This window comes from Streptomyces shinuiensis, from assembly GCF_043660855.1.
Lineage (GTDB): Bacteria > Actinomycetota > Actinomycetes > Streptomycetales > Streptomycetaceae > Streptomyces.
Genome location: NZ_JBIHML010000001.1, coordinates 4463727 through 4481205, shown reverse-complemented (window position 1 = coordinate 4481205; position 17479 = coordinate 4463727). Strand labels below are relative to the sequence as shown.

The following is a 17479-nucleotide window of genomic DNA, read 5'->3' as shown; positions in this document are numbered from 1 at the left end:
TCGCTGTGAGCGATCCCCGCCGGCCTACTCTCCGGTAGACACGCGTACCCGCTCGCAATCCTCCAGTTCATCCGGGTATGAGGGGCTGGGACACCGGCCCGGCGTCCCACTGTCCGCCGACAAGTGCAAAGATGTTGTCTCGGCAGGACAGGGCCCGCTCAACCCACAGGGCCGAGCAAGAAGCGGCCGAACATACAGCCGCCCGGTCTCCGACGGACCGGCTCCGGCGTACCCATGCATGGAGGACGTGACGTGGCGAACGACGCCAGCACCGTTTTCGACCTAGTGATCCTCGGAGGCGGTAGCGGCGGTTATGCCGCTGCCCTGCGGGCTTCGCAGCTGGGTCTGGACGTCGCCCTGATCGAGAAGGACAAGGTCGGCGGTACCTGTCTGCACTACGGCTGCATCCCGACGAAGGCCCTGCTGCACGCCGGCGAGGTGGCCGACTCCGCGCGCGAGAGCGCCGGCTTCGGAGTCAAGGCCACCTTCGAGGGCATCGACATGCCGGCCGTCCACAAGTACAAGGACGGCGTGATCTCGGGTCTGTACAAGGGCCTGCAGGGGCTGATCGCCTCCCGCAAGATCACCTACGTGGAGGGCGAGGGCCGCCTCTCCTCCCCGACCTCGGTGGACGTGAACGGGCAGCGCTACGAGGGCCGGCACATCCTGCTGGCCACCGGCTCGGTGCCGAAGTCGATCCCGGGTCTGGAGATCGACGGCAACCGGATCATCAGCTCCGACCACGCGCTGAAGCTGGACCGCGTGCCGCAGTCCGTCGTCATCCTGGGCGGCGGCGTCATCGGCTGCGAGTTCGCCTCCGCGTGGAAGTCCTTCGGCACCGACGTCACCATCGTCGAGGGCCTGCCCCACCTGGTGCCGGCCGAGGACGAGAACAGCTCCAAGCTGCTGGAGCGCGCCTTCCGCAAGCGCGGCATCAAGTTCTCGCTCGGCTCCTTCTTCGAGAAGGCGGAGTACACCGGGAACGGCGTGAAGGTCTCCCTGGCCAACGGCAAGGAGTACGAGGCCGAGCTGCTGCTCGTCGCCATCGGCCGCGGCCCGGTCTCGCAGGGCCTGGGCTACGAGGAGGCCGGGGTGAACATGGACCGCGGCTACGTCCTGGTGGACGAGTACTGCCGCACCAACGTGCCCACCGTCTCGGCCGTCGGCGACCTCGTCCCGACCCTCCAGCTCGCCCACGTCGGCTTCGCCGAGGGCATCCTGGTGGCCGAGCGGCTGGCCGGTATGGACGTCGTGCCCATCGACTACGACGGCGTGCCGCGCGTGACCTACAGCCACCCGGAGGTCGCCTCCGTCGGTCTGACCGAGGCCAGGGCCAAGGAGATCCACGGCGCGGACAAGGTCGTGACGCTGAAGTACAACCTGGGCGGCAACGGCAAGAGCAAGATCCTCAAGACGCAGGGCGAGATCAAGCTCGTCCAGGTCCGCGACGGTGCCGTGGTCGGCGTCCACATGGTCGGTGACCGGATGGGCGAGCAGGTCGGCGAGGCCCAGCTCGTCTACAACTGGGAGGCTCTGCCCGCCGAGGTAGCGCAGCTCCTCCACGCGCACCCGACGCAGAACGAGGCCCTCGGCGAGGCCCACCTGGCCCTGGCCGGCAAGCCGCTGCACTCCCACGACTGACCCTCCCGGGCGCGAGAGCACCACGCCATTCGCACTTTTCGTTAGGAGCAACCGAAACCATGGCGGTTTCCGTAACCCTGCCGGCGCTCGGCGAGAGCGTCACCGAGGGCACCGTCACCCGCTGGCTGAAGGCCGAGGGTGAGCACGTCGAGGCCGACGAACCCCTGCTGGAGGTGTCGACCGACAAGGTCGACACCGAGATCCCCTCCCCCGCCTCCGGCACCCTGTCCTCCATCAAGGTCGCCGAGGACGAGACGGTCGAGGTCGGCGCCGAGCTGGCCGTGATCGACGATGGCTCCGGCGCTCCCGCCCAGGCCCAGGCCCAGGCCGAGCCGCAGCCCGAGCCGCAGGCCGAGGCCCCCGCCCCGGCTCCCGAGCCGCAGGCCGCCCCGGCACAGGCCCGGCCCGAGCCGCAGGCGCAGCCCGAGCCCGCCCCCGCTCCGGCGCAGCAGCAGGCCGCCCCCTCCGGCGGTGCGGCGGAGGGCACCGATGTGGTGCTGCCGGCGCTCGGCGAGTCCGTCACCGAGGGCACCGTCACCCGCTGGCTGAAGTCGGTCGGCGAGGAGGTCGAGGCCGACGAGCCGCTGCTGGAGGTGTCGACCGACAAGGTGGACACCGAGATCCCCTCCCCCGCCTCCGGCACCCTGCTGGAGATCGTGGTGGGCGAGGACGAGACGGCGGAGGTCGGCGCGAAGCTGGCCGTGATCGGTGCCGCCGGTGCCGCTCCGGCGCAGACCCCCGCTCCGGCCCGGCCCGAGCCGCAGGCCGAGGCCCCCGCCCCGGCACCCGAGCCGAAGCCCGAGCCGCAGGCGCAGCCCGAGCCCGCCCCCGCTCCGGCGCAGCAGGCGCCCGCCGCTCCGGCTCCCGCGCCCGCCCCGGCGCAGGAACCGGCACCGGCACCGGCACCGGCCGGCGGCGGCGGCGAGGGCGCCTACGTGACACCGCTGGTGCGCAAGCTCGCCGCCGAGAACGGCGTCGACCTGTCCGCCGTCAAGGGCACCGGCGTCGGCGGCCGTATCCGCAAGCAGGACGTCGTGGCCGCGGCCGAAGCGGCCAGGGCGCGGGCCGCTTCGGCCCCGGCCGCCGCACCGGCGGGCCGCGGCCCGGCCAAGGCCGAGCCGTCGCCGCTGCGCGGCCAGACGGTGCCGATGACCCGCATCCGCAAGGTCATCGCCGAGAACATGATGAAGGCGCTGCACAACCAGGCGCAGCTTTCCACCGTGGTCGAGGTGGACGTCACACGGATCATGCGGCTGCGGGCCCGGGCCAAGGAGGACTTCCTGGCCCGCGAGGGCGTCAAGCTCTCCCCGATGCCGTTCTTCGTCAAGGCCGCCGCCGAGGCGCTGAAGGCCCACCCGTCGGTCAACGCCAAGATCAACGACGACGGGACCGTGACCTACCACGACGTCGAGAACATCGGCATCGCGGTGGACTCGGAGAAGGGTCTGATGGTCCCGGTCATCAAGGGCGCGGGCGACCTGAACCTGGCCGGCATCGCCAAGAAGACCGCGGAGCTGGCGGGCAGGGTCCGCACCGGCAAGCTCAGCCCGGACGACATGTCCGGCGGCACGTTCACGATCAGCAACACCGGCTCGCGCGGTGCGCTGTTCGACACGATCATCGTGAACTACCCGCAGGTGGCCGAGCTGGGCATCGGTGCCACCGTGCGCCGCCCGGTCGTGGTGGACCACCCGGAGCTCGGCGAGACCATCGCCATCCGGGACATGGTCTACCTGACCCTGTCCTACGACCACCAGCTGGTCGACGGCGCGGACGCCGCCCGCTACCTGACGGACGTCAAGGCCCGCCTGGAGGCCGGCGAGTTCGAGGGCGAGCTGGGTCTCTGACCGCTCCCCGCACGGCGGCGCCCCCGCCCGGACCCGTTCCGGGCGGGGGCGCCGCCGTGCGGGCGGGGCCCGTATCGTCGTTGTCCTCCCCGTGAAGAAGGCAGACAAGGAGCGCCCATGGCCCCGCCCGTCGTCCACTCCCTGCGCGAGCAGATCCGCGAGCACATCGTGGAGGGCATCGTCCGCGGGCGCTGGAAGCCGGGCGAGCGCATCGTGGAGCGGCGGATCGCCGTGGAGCTGGAGGTCAGTCAGACGCCCGTGCGCGAGGCGCTGCGCGAGCTGGAGGCGCTGCGGCTGATCGAGTCGGCGCCGAACAAGGGCGTACGGGTGCGGAACCTGACGGCGGCCGATCTGGAGGAGATCTACCCGGTGCGCGCCGGGCTGGAGCAGATCGCCGCCGAGCTGGCCGCCGGCCGCCTGGCCGAGGACGTCTCGGTGCTGGAGGAGCATGTGGCGCGGCTGTACGAGGCGGACCGGGCCGGGGACGGCGAGGCGCAGGTGCGGCACACGGTCGCCTTCCACCGCGAGCTGGTGCGCGCGGCCGGGAACAGCGTGCTGCTGCACACCTGGGAGTCGCTGGGCATCGGGGTGTGGACCACGCTCGCCATCCGCTGGCTGGGCACCCGGCAGCAGTCGTACGCCGAGGAGCACGAGGCGGTCGTGGAGGCGTTCCGCGGGCGCGATCCGCGCATCGGCGAGCTGGTCAAGGAACACGTCCTGGGATGTGCACCCCGTGCCTGATTCGCGGCACTGAATGTCAATTTCGTTCTTCCGGTACTTTCCCGGCTCCCATCCTTTGATCGATCATCGATCGTAGGCGTACAGTCCGGCAGTGGGTGTGACACCCCCCACCCCCATCTCCCGTCCTGTCCGGAAGGCGGCCACACCATGACCGACGCCGAACGCGTCCCCAGCGAGCTCGACCAGCTCGTCGACCGCGACCCCGAGGAGACCGCCGAGTGGGCCGCGTCCCTGGACGCCGTCGCCCGCGAGGCCGGTCCGCACCGGGCGGCGTACCTGATGCGGCGCACCCTGGAGCACGCCGGCCGCACCGGAATCGGTCTCCCCCCGCTGCCGGAGACGGACTACGTCAACACCGTCCCCACCGCCGCCGAGCCCGCCTTCCCCGGCGACGAGGAGATGGAGCGGCGGATCGCCGCCTGGAACCGCTGGAACGCCGCCGCCATGGTCACCCGCGGCTCCCGCTTCGGCGTCGGCGGCCACATCGCCACCTTCGCCTCCGCCGCCTGGCTCTACGAGACCGGCTTCAACCACTTCTTCCGCGGCAAGTCCTCCCCCGAGGCCCCCGGTTCCGGCGACCAGCTCTACATCCAGGGCCACGCCTCCCCCGGCATCTACGCCCGCGCCTTCCTCGACGGGCGGCTGACCGAGGCGCAGCTCGACAACTTCCGCCGGGAGGCCGGCGGCGGCGGGCTGCCCTCCTACCCGCACCCGCGCCGGCTGCCCTGGCTGTGGGAGTTCCCGACCGTCTCCATGGGCCTGGGCCCGCTCTCGGCGATCTACCAGGCCCGCTTCAACCGATACCTCACCGGCCGCGGCATCAAGGACACCTCCGGCAGCCGTGTGTGGGCCTTCCTCGGCGACGGCGAGATGGACGAGCCCGAGTCGACCGCCGCCCTCGCCCTGGCCGGACGCGAGGGGCTGGACAACCTCACCTTCGTCGTCAACTGCAACCTCCAGCGGCTGGACGGCCCGGTCCGCGCCAACTTCAGGGTCGTGCAGGAGCTGGAGGCCCAGTTCCGCGCCGCCGGCTGGAACGTCGTCAAGTCGCTGTGGGGCTCCGCCTGGGACGAGCTGCTCGCCCTGGACACCACCGGCGCCCTGGTCAGGCGGCTGCGCGAGGTGCCCGACGCCCAGTTCCAGACCTACGCCACCCGCGACGCCGCCTACATCCGCGAGCACTTCTTCGGCGCCGACCCGGCGCTGGCCGGAATGGCGCGGGTGCTGACCGACGCGAAGATCGTCGGGTGCTTCCACACCTCGCGCGGCGGCCACGAGCCCCGCAAGGTGTACGCCGCCTACCGGGCCGCGCTCGCGCACAGGGGCGCGCCGACGGTGATCCTGGCGCAGACCGTCAAGGGCCATACCCTCGGCCGGGGCTTCGAGTCCAAGAACGCCAACCACCAGATGAAGAAGCTGACGGCCGGCGAGTTCAGGGACATGCGCGACCTGCTCGGCCTGCCCATCCCCGACAGCGCCCTCGGCGACGGCCCGGTGCCCTACGGCCACCCCGGCCCCGACTCCCCCGAGGTGCGCTACCTCGCCGAGCGCCGCGCCGCCCTCGGCGGCCCCGCCCCGGCCCGCCGCACCCACCCGGTCCCGGCGCTGCCCGAGCCGCCCGAGCGCGTCTTCCGGTCCCTGGAGAAGGGGTCGGGCAAGCAGGAGACGGCCACGACCATGGCGTTCGTACGCCTGCTCAAGGAACTGATGCGGGATCCGGAGACCGGCGGGCGCTGGGTGCCGATCGTCCCCGACGAGGCCCGTACCTTCGGCATGGAGTCGCTGTTCCCCTCGGCCGGCATCTACTCGCCCAGGGGCCAGACGTACGAGCCGGTCGACCGCGACCAGCTCATGTACTACAAGGAGGCGGCCGACGGGCAGATCCTCAACGAGGGGATCACCGAGGCCGGCGCCATGGCCGACTTCATCGCCGCCGCCACCTCGTACGCCACGCACGGCGAGCCGGTGATCCCGTTCTACATCTTCTACTCGATGTTCGGCTGGCAGCGCACCGGCGACCAGTTCTGGCAGCTCGCCGACCAGCTCGGCCGCGGCTTCGTCGTCGGCGCCACCGCCGGCCGCACCACGCTGACCGGCGAGGGCCTGCAGCACGCCGACGGCCACTCACATCTGATCGCGGCCACCAACCCGGCCTCGCTCAACTACGACCCGGCGTTCGCCTACGAGATCGCGGTGATCGTGCGCGACGGTCTGCGCCGGATGTACGGGCCGGAGCCGGAGGACGTCTTCTACTACCTGACCGTCTACAACGAGCCGAAGGTCCAGCCGTCCATGCCCGAGGGCGTGGAGGAGGGCGTCCTCAAGGGGCTGTACCGCTTCCGCGAGGGGACCCCCGCCTCCCCGGACTCGCCCCGGATCCAGCTGCTGGCCTCGGGAACCGCCATCCACTGGGCGCTGGACGCCCAGCGCCTACTCGCCGACGACTGGGGCGTGACCGCCGACGTGTGGTCCGCCACCTCCTGGAGCGAGCTGCGCCGCGATGCCCTGTCCTGCGACGCGGCGCAGCTCAACGGCGAGGACCGCGTTCCGTACGTCACCCGTGCGCTGTGCGGCGCGCCCGGCCCGGTCCTCGCGGTCAGCGACTGGATGCGGGCGGTACCGGACCAGATCTCCCCGTGGGTGGAGCAGGACTGGTCCTCGCTGGGCACCGACGGCTTCGGCCTGTCGGACACCCGCGAGGCGGCCCGCCGCCACTTCGGGGTGGACGCCGAGTCGGTCGCGGTGGCGGCCCTGGACCGGCTGGCCCGGCGCGGCGAGGTCAAGCGGGAGACGGTGCGCGCGGCGGCCGGACGGTACGGCCTGGCCTGACGGCGCCCGGCCGCCGCGGCCCTCCCCCCGTGCCACCGGGCGTCCCCTGTCGGCCGGGCGCGTCTCCTCCCACCTGCCGGGAGGCGCGCCCGGCCCTGCCGGCCGGGCCGGGCCTTCAGGGCTCCTCGGTGTGACCGCGGAGTTTGAGGATGGCCGCGAGCAGTCCGCCCCACACCACGACCATGGCGACGATCATCATCACGACGGCACCCGCCGACATCAGTACCTCCCTTCCCCGGGCGCGCCCGGGGCGCTCTCCACGGGGCCGGCCGGCCCCGAGGGTTCCGTGCCCGCCGGCTCCGTACCGCGCGGCCAGGGGAGCAGGGAGGCCAGCACGGCGAAGACCGGCGCGCCCAGGGCGACCGCCCACCCGGACCAGAACAGGAAGCCGGACGGGTATCCCCCGTAGTTCTCGTCGAACTCCGAACGCAGGCTGTCCACCATCATCCAGCCCAGCACCAGCGGGGTGACGACCCCCAGGGCCAGGCGCCACCACACGCCCAGCCGGACGGCGGAGGTGGCGTCCGCGTCCCGCTGGAGCACCGGCAGCCTGCGCAGCACCCAGGCGATGACGATCACCGCGACCAGGGAGGCCAGGGCGATGCCGTAGCGGTTGATGAAGTGGTCGGCGGAGTCCAGCAGGTACAGCCCGCTGTCGGTGGGGAAGAGCAGGATGGAGACCAGGGCCGTCAGACCGCCGGCGCCGAGCACGGCCGGGACGCGCCCGATGCCGGTCTTGTCCTGCACCGAGGCGACCACCACCTCCACGATGGAGATCAGCGAGGTGAAGCCGGCGATCACCAGGGATCCGAAGAACAGCAGTCCGAACAGGGTCCCCAGCGGCATGTTGGAGATGATCGTCGGGAAGGCGATGAACGCCAGGCCGATGCCGTCGGTGACGGTCTCCCCCACCGGTGTGCCGCTGGCGGCGGACAGGAAGCCGAGGGTGGCGAAGACCCCGATGCCCGCCAGGAGCTCGAAGGAGCTGTTGGCGAACCCGGCGACCAGCGCGGATCCGGTGAGGTCGGCGCGGCGGCGCAGGTAGGAGGCGTAGGTGATCATGATGCCGAAGCCGACCGAGAGGGAGAAGAAGATCTGCCCGTAGGCGGCGACCCAGACACCGCCCTCGGCCAGCGCGCCCCAGTCGGGTGAGAACAGCGCGTCGAGGCCGGTCCCGGCGCCGTCCAGGGTGACCGCGCGGACCACCAGGACGAGGAAGAAGACCACCAGCAGCGGGATGAAGATCCGGTTGGCCATCTCGATGCCGCGCCTCACCCCCAGGGCCAGAACGGTCAGGACCACGATCCAGATGACCAGCAGCGGCCAGAACACGCCGCCGACGTAGGAGGAGATCCAGCCGGGCTGCTCGGCGGTGCGCAGGAAGTCGCCGAAGAAGTAGGCGTTCGGGTCGTCGCCCCACTGCTCGCCCACCGAGAATCCCACGTACCGCACGGCCCAGGCCAGGATCACGGCGTAGTAGGCGGCGATGGCGAAGGAGACCGCCACCTGCCACCAGCCGATCGCCTGCGCCGGGCCGGACATCCGGCGGAACGCGCCCGGCGGGGACTTCCGGTAGCGGCGGCCGAGTGTGTACTCCAGGATCAGCAGCGGGAGCCCAGCCGTCAGGAGGGCGATCAGATAGGGCAGCAGGAACGCCCCGCCGCCGTTCTTGTAGGCCTCGGAGGGGAAGCGCCAGATGTTGCCGAGCCCGATGGCCGAGCCGATCGCCGCCAGCAGGAAGCCTGTGCGGGTCCCCCACTGGGCGCGGGGCGGCGGAGTCGTCGGAGTGCTGCTGGATTCTGTAGCCATATGCGACGTTCCTCGGCTTCTGTCCCTGTGGGTTGTCAGCACGTTAACAGCGCGCGCCGCGCCGCGCGCCCCGGCGGGGATGATGGGCGCATGCGTGCTGCCCGGCTGATCAAAATGGTGTTGCTGCTCCAGACGCGGCGGTCGATGACCGCCGCCGAACTGGCCGAGCGCCTGGAGGTCTCCGAGCGCACCGTCGCCCGCGATGTGCTGGCCCTGTCGGAGGCGGGGGTCCCCGTCTACGCCGACCGGGGGCGGGCCGGCGGTTACCGGCTGGTCGGCGGCTACCGCACCCGGCTGACGGGTCTGGGGCGCGACGAGGCGGAGGCGCTGTTCCTGTCCGGGGTGCCCTCCGCGCTGCGGGAGATGGGGCTGGCTGACGCGGCCTCGGCCGCCCGGCTGAAGGTGGCCGCGGCGCTCACGCCCGAGCTGGCGGACGCCCCGCGCAGCGCGGCGCAGCGGTTCCATCTGGACGCCCCGGGGTGGTGGCAGCCCACCGAGACCCCGGAGGCGCTGCCGGTGCTGGCCGAGGCCGTGTGGGACGACCGGCTGGTCGCCGCGCGTTACCGCCGCCGGGACGGTTCCCGGGCGGAGCGGACGCTGGAGCCGTACGGCCTGGTGCTCAAGGCCGGCGTGTGGTACCTCGTCGCCCGCGCCGACGGCGACCCGCGGGTCTACCGGGTGGACCGCTTCGGCCCCGTCACCCCGCTCGACGGGCGGTTCGAGCGGGACGGGGACTTCGACCTGCCCGGCTTCTGGGAGGAGCGGGCCGCGGCCTTCGCCCGCTCGATCCTGCGCGAGACCGCCGTGGTGCGGCTGACGGAGGCCGGGGTGCGCGCGCTGCGGTACGCCACCGACCGGGTGGCGGCCGAGGACGCGCTGGCGCTGGGGAAGACCGACGGGAAGGGACTGACCACCGTCACCCTGCCCGTGGAGTCCCTGGACGTCGCCTACGGCCAGCTGCTCGCCCTCGGCCCCGAGTGCGAGGTGCTCGGCCCGCCCGAGCTGCGCGAGCGCATGGCACGGGCGGCCGAGTGTACGGCCGGGCTCTACCGGTGACCGTCCACCGGCAGCCGCCTACCGGTAGTCCTCGGCGGCCGCCTCCCTGCCGCCGTGGACGACCTCGATGAAGTACCGCCAGCCGTCCGGCCGCGAGCCGTCGGTGTCGGTGAAGCCGTACTCGGCGGCGAGCTGCCCGCTGGACAGGGACTGCCCGTTCCAGCGGGCCGCGTCCGGGTCGCACGCCAGCGCCGCCACCGCCCGGCCGATGTAGGCGGGCGACTCGGCGATGGCGAAGTGCGGTTCCCGTGCGACCGCGTCGCGCCAGTTCTCCTCCCGCACCCCGAGGGCGTCGAGCATCTCCTCCGAGCGCAGGAAGCCCGGGGAGAGGCAGACCGCCGTGCAGCCGTACCCCTTCAGTTCCTCGGCGAGGCCGAAGGCCGCCCGGATCGGGGCGTTCTTCGCCAGGTCGAAGAAGAGGTTGCCGCGGTACCTGGGGCCGTTGTACTCGGCGGTGCCGTCGGTGACCTCCACCACCAGCCCGCCCGGCCGCCGGATCAGCAGGGGCAGGGCGAAATGGCTGGTGACCAGATGGGTCTCCACTCCCAGCCGCAGCATCCGCAGACCCCTGGCCGGCTCGACCTCCCACACCTTCGTGTCGAAGTCGAGCAGGTGGTCGCCGCCCCAGACGTCGTTGACCAGGACGTCCAGACGCCCGTGGTCGCGGTCGATCCGCTCCGCCAGGGCGCGGACCTCCTCCGGCTCCAGGTGGTCGACCGGCACCGCGACGCCGGTGCCCCCGGCCGCCGTGACCAGTTCGGCGGTCTCCTCGATCGTCTCGGTGGGGCGGCCCACCTCGCTGACGCTCTCGCGTGTGGTGCGGCCGGTGGCGTACACCGTCGCTCCCGCCCGGCCCAGCTCCACGGCCATGGCCCGGCCCGCGCCCCTGGTGGCCCCCGCCACCAGGGCGACCCTGCCCTCCAGGCTTTTCCCCGACACCGCTGCCGTGTCCACGTGTGTGTCCTTCCGTGTATCCGTGACGCCCGCCCGGCACCCGACCGGCACCTGGCCCGCACTCTGTGCGCACCGGGCACGCTGCCACCGATACCGGACGTCTCCTGTCGGGTTTCCCCACCGGTCCGGGCCGGCGCCGCACCGGCCGGCCCGGACCGGCGTGCGGGCGGCGCCGGCAGGGCGGATCCTTGGTCCCGTGACGATGCACGAGACGGAGTTCTGGGAGCTGGTCGACAGCACCCGCGAGGCCGCCGGGGGCGATCCGGTCGACCACGCCGAACTGCTCGTCGACCGGCTTACGCGGCTCGACCCGGACACCGTCGTGGATTTCGCCCGCCACTTCGAGGCCCGGGTGAACCGGGCCTGGCGCTGGGACGTGCGGGGGGCGGCCCGGGTGCTGCTGGAAGGGGCGGGCGACGACGTCTTCGACTCCTTCCGCTGCTGGCTGGTCGGCCGGGGCAGGAAGGTGTTCGAGGGGACGCTGCACGACCCGGACTCGCTCGCCGGCCTGCTGGAGGACTTCGACCCGCAGGTGGACGGCGAGGGCGAGGACATCGGCGGCGCCGCGGACGAGGCCTACGAGCGGCTCACCGGTCTGGAACTGCCCGATCTCGGCCTGCCCGACCCGCCCCGGGAGCCGGAGGGCACACCGCCGGACTTCGGGGACGACCGGGCCCTGGCCTCGGCCTTCCCCCGGCTGTGGGAGCGGTTCGGGCCACCGGAGGGGTGATCCGGCCGGAGGGCGGCCGACCGGGCGTCCCCGGAGCGGAGGGCCGGGGCCGAATCAGGCGGGGGCCAGCGAGCGCCCCATCAGCACATCGTCCGCGTAACCGCTCTCCAGCAGGAACTCACCCGGCAGCACGCCCTCCACCGCGAAGCCCTCGGAGGCGTACAGCGCCCGCGCGGGCGCGTTGTGGCCCAGCACCCGCAGGGTGATCCGCGAGGCGCCCTGCCGCCTCGCCCCGGCCATCGCCGCGCGCAGCAGCGCCCTGCCCACGCCTCGGCCGCGCGCCGTGCCGTCCACCACCAGCCCCTGGATCTGGCGGACGTGGCCGTTGCTCGCGAGCGGGGTGGGCCGCGCCAGCTTGACGTATCCCACCGGTCTCCCCTCCAGTTCGGCGACGAGGAACCCCCGGGGCCGGTTGCCGTCGTGGAAGAACGGGTCGTACGGCGGCCGCGGCCTGGGGGTGACCGCGTGCACCGGCGACCAGGTGAGCCGGTCCAGTTCCCCCAGCGCCTCGCCGTCCTCGTCGGCGGCGGGGCGTATGAGGGGGCGCGAGGAGGCCGGGGACGCCGAAGATGCGGACATGCCGGTCACTCTGCCTCGCCATCGGACCGGCCGTCCATCAGGATTGCCCCATGCGTATCGCGGTCACCGGCTCATCCGGCCTCATCGGCCGGGCTCTTGTGGACTCCCTGCGCGCCGACGGGCACGAGGTGCTGCGCCTGGTGCGGCGTCCGGCCCGGACGGGCGAGGAGGTGGAGTGGGATCCGAGGAGCCAGTACGTGGACGCGGCCGGGCTGGTGGGCTGCGAGGCGGTGGTGCATCTGGCCGGCGCGGGCGTCGGCGACCACCGCTGGACCGAGGAGTACAAGCGGGAGATCCGCGACAGCCGGGTCCTGGGGACGGCCGCCGTCGCCGAGGCCCTGGCCTCGCTCGACACCCCGCCGCGCACTCTGGTGGTCGGCAGCGCCGTCGGCTACTACGGCGACACCGGCGACCGCGCCGTGGACGAGGACGCGCCGCCCGGGCGCGGCTTCCTCGCCGACGTCTGCCGGCAGTGGGAGGAGGCCGCCGCGCCGGCCGAGGAGGCGGGGATCCGCACCGTGTACGCCCGTACCGGGCTGGTGGTCTCCCGCACCGGCGGGGCGTGGGGGCGGCTGTTCCCGGTCTTCAAGGCCGGGCTGGGCGGTCCGCTGGGCGGCGGCCGGCAGTACTGGAGCCACATCGCGCTGCACGACCACATCGCCGCGCTCCGGCACCTGCTGGACGCCGGGGAGCTGTCCGGGCCGGTCAACCTGACCGCGCCCGAGCCGGTCACCCAGCGGGAGGTGGCCGCCGCGATGGGCCGGGTGCTGCACCGGCCGGCGGTGCTGCCCGTGCCCGCGCCCGTGCTGCGCGCGGTGCTGGGCGAGTTCTCCACGGATGTGCTCGGCAGCCAGCGGGTGCTGCCCCGGCGGCTACTGGAGTCCGGTTTCGTCTTCGCCTTCCCCGGCATCGAGGACGCCATCCGGGCGGCGCTGCGCTGACCCCCGCCCGCGGGACGCCTTCCGGCAGGACGCGCTCCGCCGAGGCGTACGGGCGGGGCGTACGGGTGGGGCGTACGGGTGGTGAGCGGGTGACGCACGAGCCGCACCCGACCGATGTGCGACCGCCGTACACCTGTGCGCGACCGGTGTGCGTCCGTGCCCGGTGCGTGCGCGACTGTCCGTGATCGCATGCCTGCCTAGGGTCGGCTTGAAAGCGCGCGTCGACCGCGTCCCCGGAGGGCAGGCCCCCGGACGTCCGCTCGCGCCGCAGTGTCGACCACGGGAGGTCCCATGCCCGGCAGCGCACTCCGTCCCAGCCCCGGCAGAGGCCGGGAGACCACCGACGTCGCCGTCGTCGGCGCGGGCCTGGCGGGCCTGGCCGCCGCGCACCATCTGACCGGCGCCGGGCTGCACGTCACCGTGCTGGAGGCCGCCGACGCCGTCGGGGGCCGGATGGCGACCGAGGAGATCGACGGCTACCGGCTGGACCGCGGCGGCCGGCCGCTGTCGTCCGGCTGGCCCGAGCTGCGCCGCTGCCCCGGCCTGGCCGGGCTCGACCTGCGCCCCTTCACCTCCGGGGTGCTGATCCGCAGCGGCGACCGCGGACTGCGCGTCGGCGCGCCCCGCACCACCCGTACCGCCCGCGGCTCCCGGGGCGCGCGCGCCGCGGTGAGCGCCCTGGCCGGTGCCCGGCGCCCCCCGGGCGGCGCCCTCGGCACCACGCTGGGAACCACCCTGGACCAGGCCCGGCTGCGCGCGCAGCTCGCCCGGCTCGCCTCCACCCCCGCCGAGCGGTTGAACACCCGCCCCGAGCTCCCCGCCGCCCAGGCCCTGGCCGCCCGCGCCCTGCCCTCCCGGGCGGCCGAGGGCCTGCTGCGCCCCCTGCTCGGCGCGCTGCTGTGCGACCCGGAACTGACGACCTCCAGCCGGATCGGCGATCTGGCGCTGCGCGACTTCGCCCGCGGCGGGCTGTGCCTGCCCGCGGGTGGCGCGGCGTCCGTGCCCCGGGCCCTGGCGGACGGGCTGCCGCCAGGCACCGTCCGCACCGGGGTGCGCGTGCTGTCCGTGGCCGCCAACGCCGTGGTGACGCGCGACCACGGCACGATCCGCTGCCGCGCGGTGCTCATCGCCACCGGGGCCCGCGAGGCGGCCGAGCTGCTGCCGGGCCTGCGGGTGCCGGACTTCCACCCGGTGACCGTGCTGCACCACGCGGTGGACGGCCCGGCACCGGCGAACGAGCCGCTGCTCGTCCTCGACGCCGACCGGCGCGGCCCGGTGGCGTACACCACCGTCGCCAGCGCCGTGGACCCCTCCCGCGCCCGGCCGGGCCGCACACTGGTCACCTCCGTGGTGCTGGGCTCCGCCGCGTCCGAGCCGGCCGCCGTGCTGGACCGGGCCGCGCGCGCCCAGCTCGCCGGGCTGTACGGCGTCCCGACCGGCCGCTGGGAGCCGCTGGCCGTCCACCACGACCCGCTGGCCGTGCCCGCGACGCCCGCGCCGCACGATCCGCGGCGCCCGGTCCGGGTGCTGTACGGCCTGTACGTCTGCGGCGACCACCGCGACACCGCCGACGCCCAGGGCGCGCTGCGCTCGGCCCGCCGCGCCGCGGACGCCGTCCGCCGCGACTTCGGCATCCGGCCGTGCTCGCGGGGGCCGGTCCTGCCCGCCGCGGCCTGAGGAGACCCCGGACGGAAGGAGCCCGGCACGGTCGGCCGGTGGGGGCGGAAGGCCCCGGAAGGATCAGACGAGGGCGGCGACCCGCTCGCGGTAGGTGCGCACCGGCGTGGCGTCCCGGTACGGCTCCAGGCGGCGCTCGAAGTCCTTGACGTACTCGTGCGCCCGCACCGACCGCATCTCCGCCGCCTGCTGCGCCGACTCCGCGGCCAGGACGCACGCCTGCTCCACGTCGCCCAGTCCCAGCCGGGCCGTGGCCAGCACCATCCGGCAGAACAGCCGGCTGCGCACATAGCCCGGGCCCCGCAGTTGCAGGGAGCGCTCGGCGTGCTGGGCCGCCGCCCGGTACTGCTGGAGGTCCCGGTGGCAGTGCCCGAACTCGTCGGCGAGCTGCGCCTCGTCGAAGAACCGCACCCAGTGCGGCACCTCGTCGCCCGGCCGCGCCTGCTCCAGCGCCCGCTCGGCGCGGGCCAGCGACGCCGTGCACGCCCGCACCTCCCCCAGCACCCCGTGCCCGCGCGCCTCCACGGCGTGCAGCAGCGCCTGGACGGCCGGCGGTACCGAGGAGCCGACGCCCTGCTGGGCGACCCGCGCGAGCTGCACCGCCTCGCGGCCGTGCCCGAGGTACACCGCCTGCCTGCTCATCGTCACCAGCACATAGCTGCCGTACGCCCGGTCCCCCGCGGCCTGGGCCAGCCGCAGCGCCTGGACGAAGTAGCGCTGCGCCAGCCCGTGCGCGGCGATGTCGTACGCCGTCCACCCCGCCAGGCGGGTCAGGTCGGCCACCGCGGCGAACAGCCGGCGCCCGGTCTGCTCCCCGTAGGCGCCGCGCAGCATCGGCTCGGCCTCGTGCTCCAGGTAGCGCACCAGCGCCTGCCGGGCGTGGCCGCCGCCGTAGGCGTGGTCGAGGGCGCGGAACAGCTCGCCGACCGAGCGCAGTGCGGCGACGTCCCCGGCGGTGACCCGCTGGCCGGGGCCCCGCTCCACCCGTTCGAGGCGGGCCACCTGCCCCACCCGGGGCGGCGGTACGGCGGCGGGCGACAGGGGCCCGCGGGCCTGGGAGGGCACCCGCGCGGCCTCCGGCACCGGTTCGCCGCGCGCCACGCGCTCGTCGGGGCGGCCGATCAGCCAGTCCCGGCTGGGCACCACCAGCCCGGCCGGAGTGAAGGCGATCTTGCGCAGCTCGGCGTGGTTCCCGGTGTCCTTGCGCCACAGGCCGCCGACGATGTCCACCGCCTCGCCCGGTGTGGCCGCGAACTCCAGCCCGGCGTAGACCGGCGCGCACGCGTCCAGGCCCAGGTCCTGGGCGGTGAGTCTGCGGCCCAGGCGGCGGGTGAAGACCTCGGCGATCAGCGCCGGCGTCGTGCCGCGCGGCTGCTGTCCGCGCAGCCAGCGCGTCACCGAGGTCTTGTCGTACCGGAGGTCCAGTCCGTGCTCCAGCCCGAGCTGGTCGACCCGCCGGGCGAGTCCGGCGTTGGAGAACCCGGCCTCGGCGATGAGTGCGGCGAGCTGGCGGTTGGGGGTGCGCTGGGAGGATTTCCCAGGTCGTTCCGTCGACATCGGCTTTGCGGTCTCCTGCCTCACGGCTTGGGGTACGACAGACGCCGGGGCGCCCTGCTGGAACGGCGCGAATTTAGCCGTCCGCTCCGCCCCTCCGGGGGTCTGCGCACGGGTTTCATCCATACGTGTGAGTGGGCGCGGGGAGCGGAACCGTTCGGCGACTCTCCGTCGCGGCCCGTCACCGACCGCCGCCGGCCGCCACCGACCCGCCGTTCCCCGGCCCCGGAGCCGTACAGTGGCTGCCGGGGCGCGCGACGACGTGGGCCGCGGCCCGAGACGACCGGAGGAGGAGCCGCCGTGAGCGAGCTGCGCTTTGTCCATCTGGGCTTCGGCGAGGACGCCGTGGAGTATCTGGAGGCATGGCGCAGGCAGCGCGAGGTCCACTCGGCCCGCCTCGCCGACGAGATCCCCGACACCTGCCTGCTGCTGGAGCACCAGCCGGTGTACACGGCCGGCCGCCGCACCGAGGACGGCGAGCGCCCCCTGGACGGCACCCCCGTGGTGGACGTGGACCGCGGCGGCAAGATCACCTGGCACGGCCCGGGCCAGCTCGTCGGCTACCCGATCCTGAAGCTGCCCCGCCCGGTGGACGTCGTCGCCCATGTACGGCGGCTGGAGGAGGCGCTGATCCGCGCCTGCGCGGAATTCGGCCTGGAGACCACCCGGGTCGAGGGGCGCAGCGGGGTGTGGGTGCTGGGTGATGCCGGGAAGCCCGGGAAGCCCGGGAACGAGGCAGCGCCGGGCGGCCTGGAGCTGGACTTCGACCCCGTGCTCCACGACGAGGAGTACGACCCGAGGCTGCGCGGGCCCGAGTACGCGCCCTCCAACGCCGGCCAGCGCGGCGACGACCGCAAGCTCGCCGCCATCGGCATCCGGGTGGCCAAGGGCGTCACCATGCACGGTTTCGCGCTGAACTGCGACTCCGACAACACCGGGTACGACCGCATCGTGCCGTGCGGCATCCGGGACGCCGGGGTCACCTCGCTCTCGCAGGAGCTGGGCAGACCGGTGACCGTCGCCGAGGTGCTGCCCGTGATGGAGAAGCATCTGCGTGCGGTGCTGGAGTCCACGGAACCACTGCCCCGCGCCGTCTGACCCGAACAAGCCAAGGCGTACCC

General features: G+C 73.9%; 14 protein-coding genes. 9 read left to right on the top strand and 5 right to left on the bottom strand.

Annotation, left to right across the window (positions count from 1 at the left end; genetic code table 11):
• Window positions 1–252: 252 nt before the first annotated feature.
• From lpdA to aceE, 4 genes are all read left to right on the top strand, one after another.
• The gene (gene lpdA / locus ACGRHY_RS20265; RefSeq protein ID WP_394636740.1) at window positions 253–1641 is read left to right on the top strand and encodes a dihydrolipoyl dehydrogenase; all 1389 of its coding nucleotides are present in this window, start codon (window positions 253–255) and stop codon (window positions 1639–1641) included.
• 59 nt (window positions 1642–1700) lie between these two features.
• A complete protein-coding gene (sucB, locus tag ACGRHY_RS20260; protein WP_394636739.1) occupies window positions 1701–3488 on the top strand; it encodes a 2-oxoglutarate dehydrogenase, E2 component, dihydrolipoamide succinyltransferase in 1788 nt (595 codons plus the stop codon).
• A 117-nt stretch (window positions 3489–3605) separates the two neighbouring features.
• The gene (locus ACGRHY_RS20255) at window positions 3606–4229 is read left to right on the top strand and encodes a GntR family transcriptional regulator (RefSeq protein ID WP_394636738.1); all 624 of its coding nucleotides are present in this window, start codon (window positions 3606–3608) and stop codon (window positions 4227–4229) included.
• A gap of 147 nt (window positions 4230–4376) precedes the next feature.
• Window positions 4377–7058, top strand: a complete 2682-nt coding sequence (gene aceE, locus ACGRHY_RS20250; protein WP_394636737.1) for a pyruvate dehydrogenase (acetyl-transferring), homodimeric type — start codon at window positions 4377–4379, stop codon at window positions 7056–7058.
• Window positions 7059–7173: 115 nt separating this feature from the next.
• Here the strand turns inward: aceE and ACGRHY_RS20245 are convergent, their stop codons facing one another.
• Together ACGRHY_RS20245 and ACGRHY_RS20240 are read right to left on the bottom strand one after the other, a co-directional pair.
• Window positions 7174–7278 carry a methionine/alanine import family NSS transporter small subunit gene (locus tag ACGRHY_RS20245; protein WP_107436737.1) on the bottom strand — a complete coding sequence of 35 codons (105 nt, stop codon included), beginning with the start codon at window positions 7276–7278 and terminating at the stop codon, window positions 7174–7176.
• A complete protein-coding gene (locus tag ACGRHY_RS20240; protein ID WP_394636736.1) occupies window positions 7278–8867 on the bottom strand; it encodes a sodium-dependent transporter in 1590 nt (529 codons plus the stop codon). The genes ACGRHY_RS20245 and ACGRHY_RS20240 overlap by 1 nt, the downstream gene beginning before the upstream one ends.
• Window positions 8868–8957: 90 nt before the next feature.
• On the opposite strand from ACGRHY_RS20240, the gene ACGRHY_RS20235 reads away from it, so the two are divergent.
• Complete coding sequence (locus ACGRHY_RS20235; RefSeq protein WP_394636735.1) at window positions 8958–9923, top strand: helix-turn-helix transcriptional regulator; 966 nt, start codon at window positions 8958–8960, stop codon at window positions 9921–9923.
• An 18-nt stretch (window positions 9924–9941) separates the two neighbouring features.
• Here ACGRHY_RS20235 and ACGRHY_RS20230 read toward each other — a convergent pair whose 3' ends face one another.
• Window positions 9942–10877, bottom strand: a complete 936-nt coding sequence (locus ACGRHY_RS20230) for an SDR family oxidoreductase (RefSeq protein ID WP_394636734.1) — start codon at window positions 10875–10877, stop codon at window positions 9942–9944.
• Window positions 10878–11079: 202 nt separating this feature from the next.
• Here ACGRHY_RS20230 and ACGRHY_RS20225 point away from each other — a divergent pair, with 202 nt between their 5' ends.
• Complete coding sequence (locus ACGRHY_RS20225; protein WP_394638128.1) at window positions 11080–11607, top strand: DUF4240 domain-containing protein; 528 nt, start codon at window positions 11080–11082, stop codon at window positions 11605–11607.
• 54 nt (window positions 11608–11661) lie between these two features.
• Here ACGRHY_RS20225 and ACGRHY_RS20220 read toward each other — a convergent pair whose 3' ends face one another.
• On the bottom strand, window positions 11662–12186 hold the full coding sequence (locus ACGRHY_RS20220) for a GNAT family N-acetyltransferase (protein WP_394636733.1): 525 nt from the start codon (window positions 12184–12186) through the stop codon (window positions 11662–11664).
• Between the two features lie 50 nt (window positions 12187–12236).
• On the opposite strand from ACGRHY_RS20220, the gene ACGRHY_RS20215 reads away from it, so the two are divergent.
• Window positions 12237–13127, top strand: coding sequence for a TIGR01777 family oxidoreductase (locus ACGRHY_RS20215; protein WP_394636732.1), 891 nt, complete (start codon window positions 12237–12239; stop codon window positions 13125–13127).
• A gap of 291 nt (window positions 13128–13418) precedes the next feature.
• Entirely contained in the window at window positions 13419–14804 is a 1386-nt protein-coding gene (locus ACGRHY_RS20210; RefSeq protein ID WP_394636731.1) for an FAD-dependent oxidoreductase, read from the top strand.
• Between the two features lie 63 nt (window positions 14805–14867).
• On the opposite strand, the gene ACGRHY_RS20205 is transcribed toward ACGRHY_RS20210, so the two are convergent.
• Window positions 14868–16361, bottom strand: coding sequence for an NsdA family TPR-like regulatory protein (locus ACGRHY_RS20205; RefSeq protein ID WP_394636730.1), 1494 nt, complete (start codon window positions 16359–16361; stop codon window positions 14868–14870).
• 297 nt (window positions 16362–16658) lie between these two features.
• Between ACGRHY_RS20205 and lipB the strand changes: the two genes are divergently transcribed.
• Entirely contained in the window at window positions 16659–17456 is a 798-nt protein-coding gene (gene lipB / locus ACGRHY_RS20200; protein ID WP_394636729.1) for a lipoyl(octanoyl) transferase LipB, read from the top strand.
• Window positions 17457–17479: the final 23 nt, after the last annotated feature.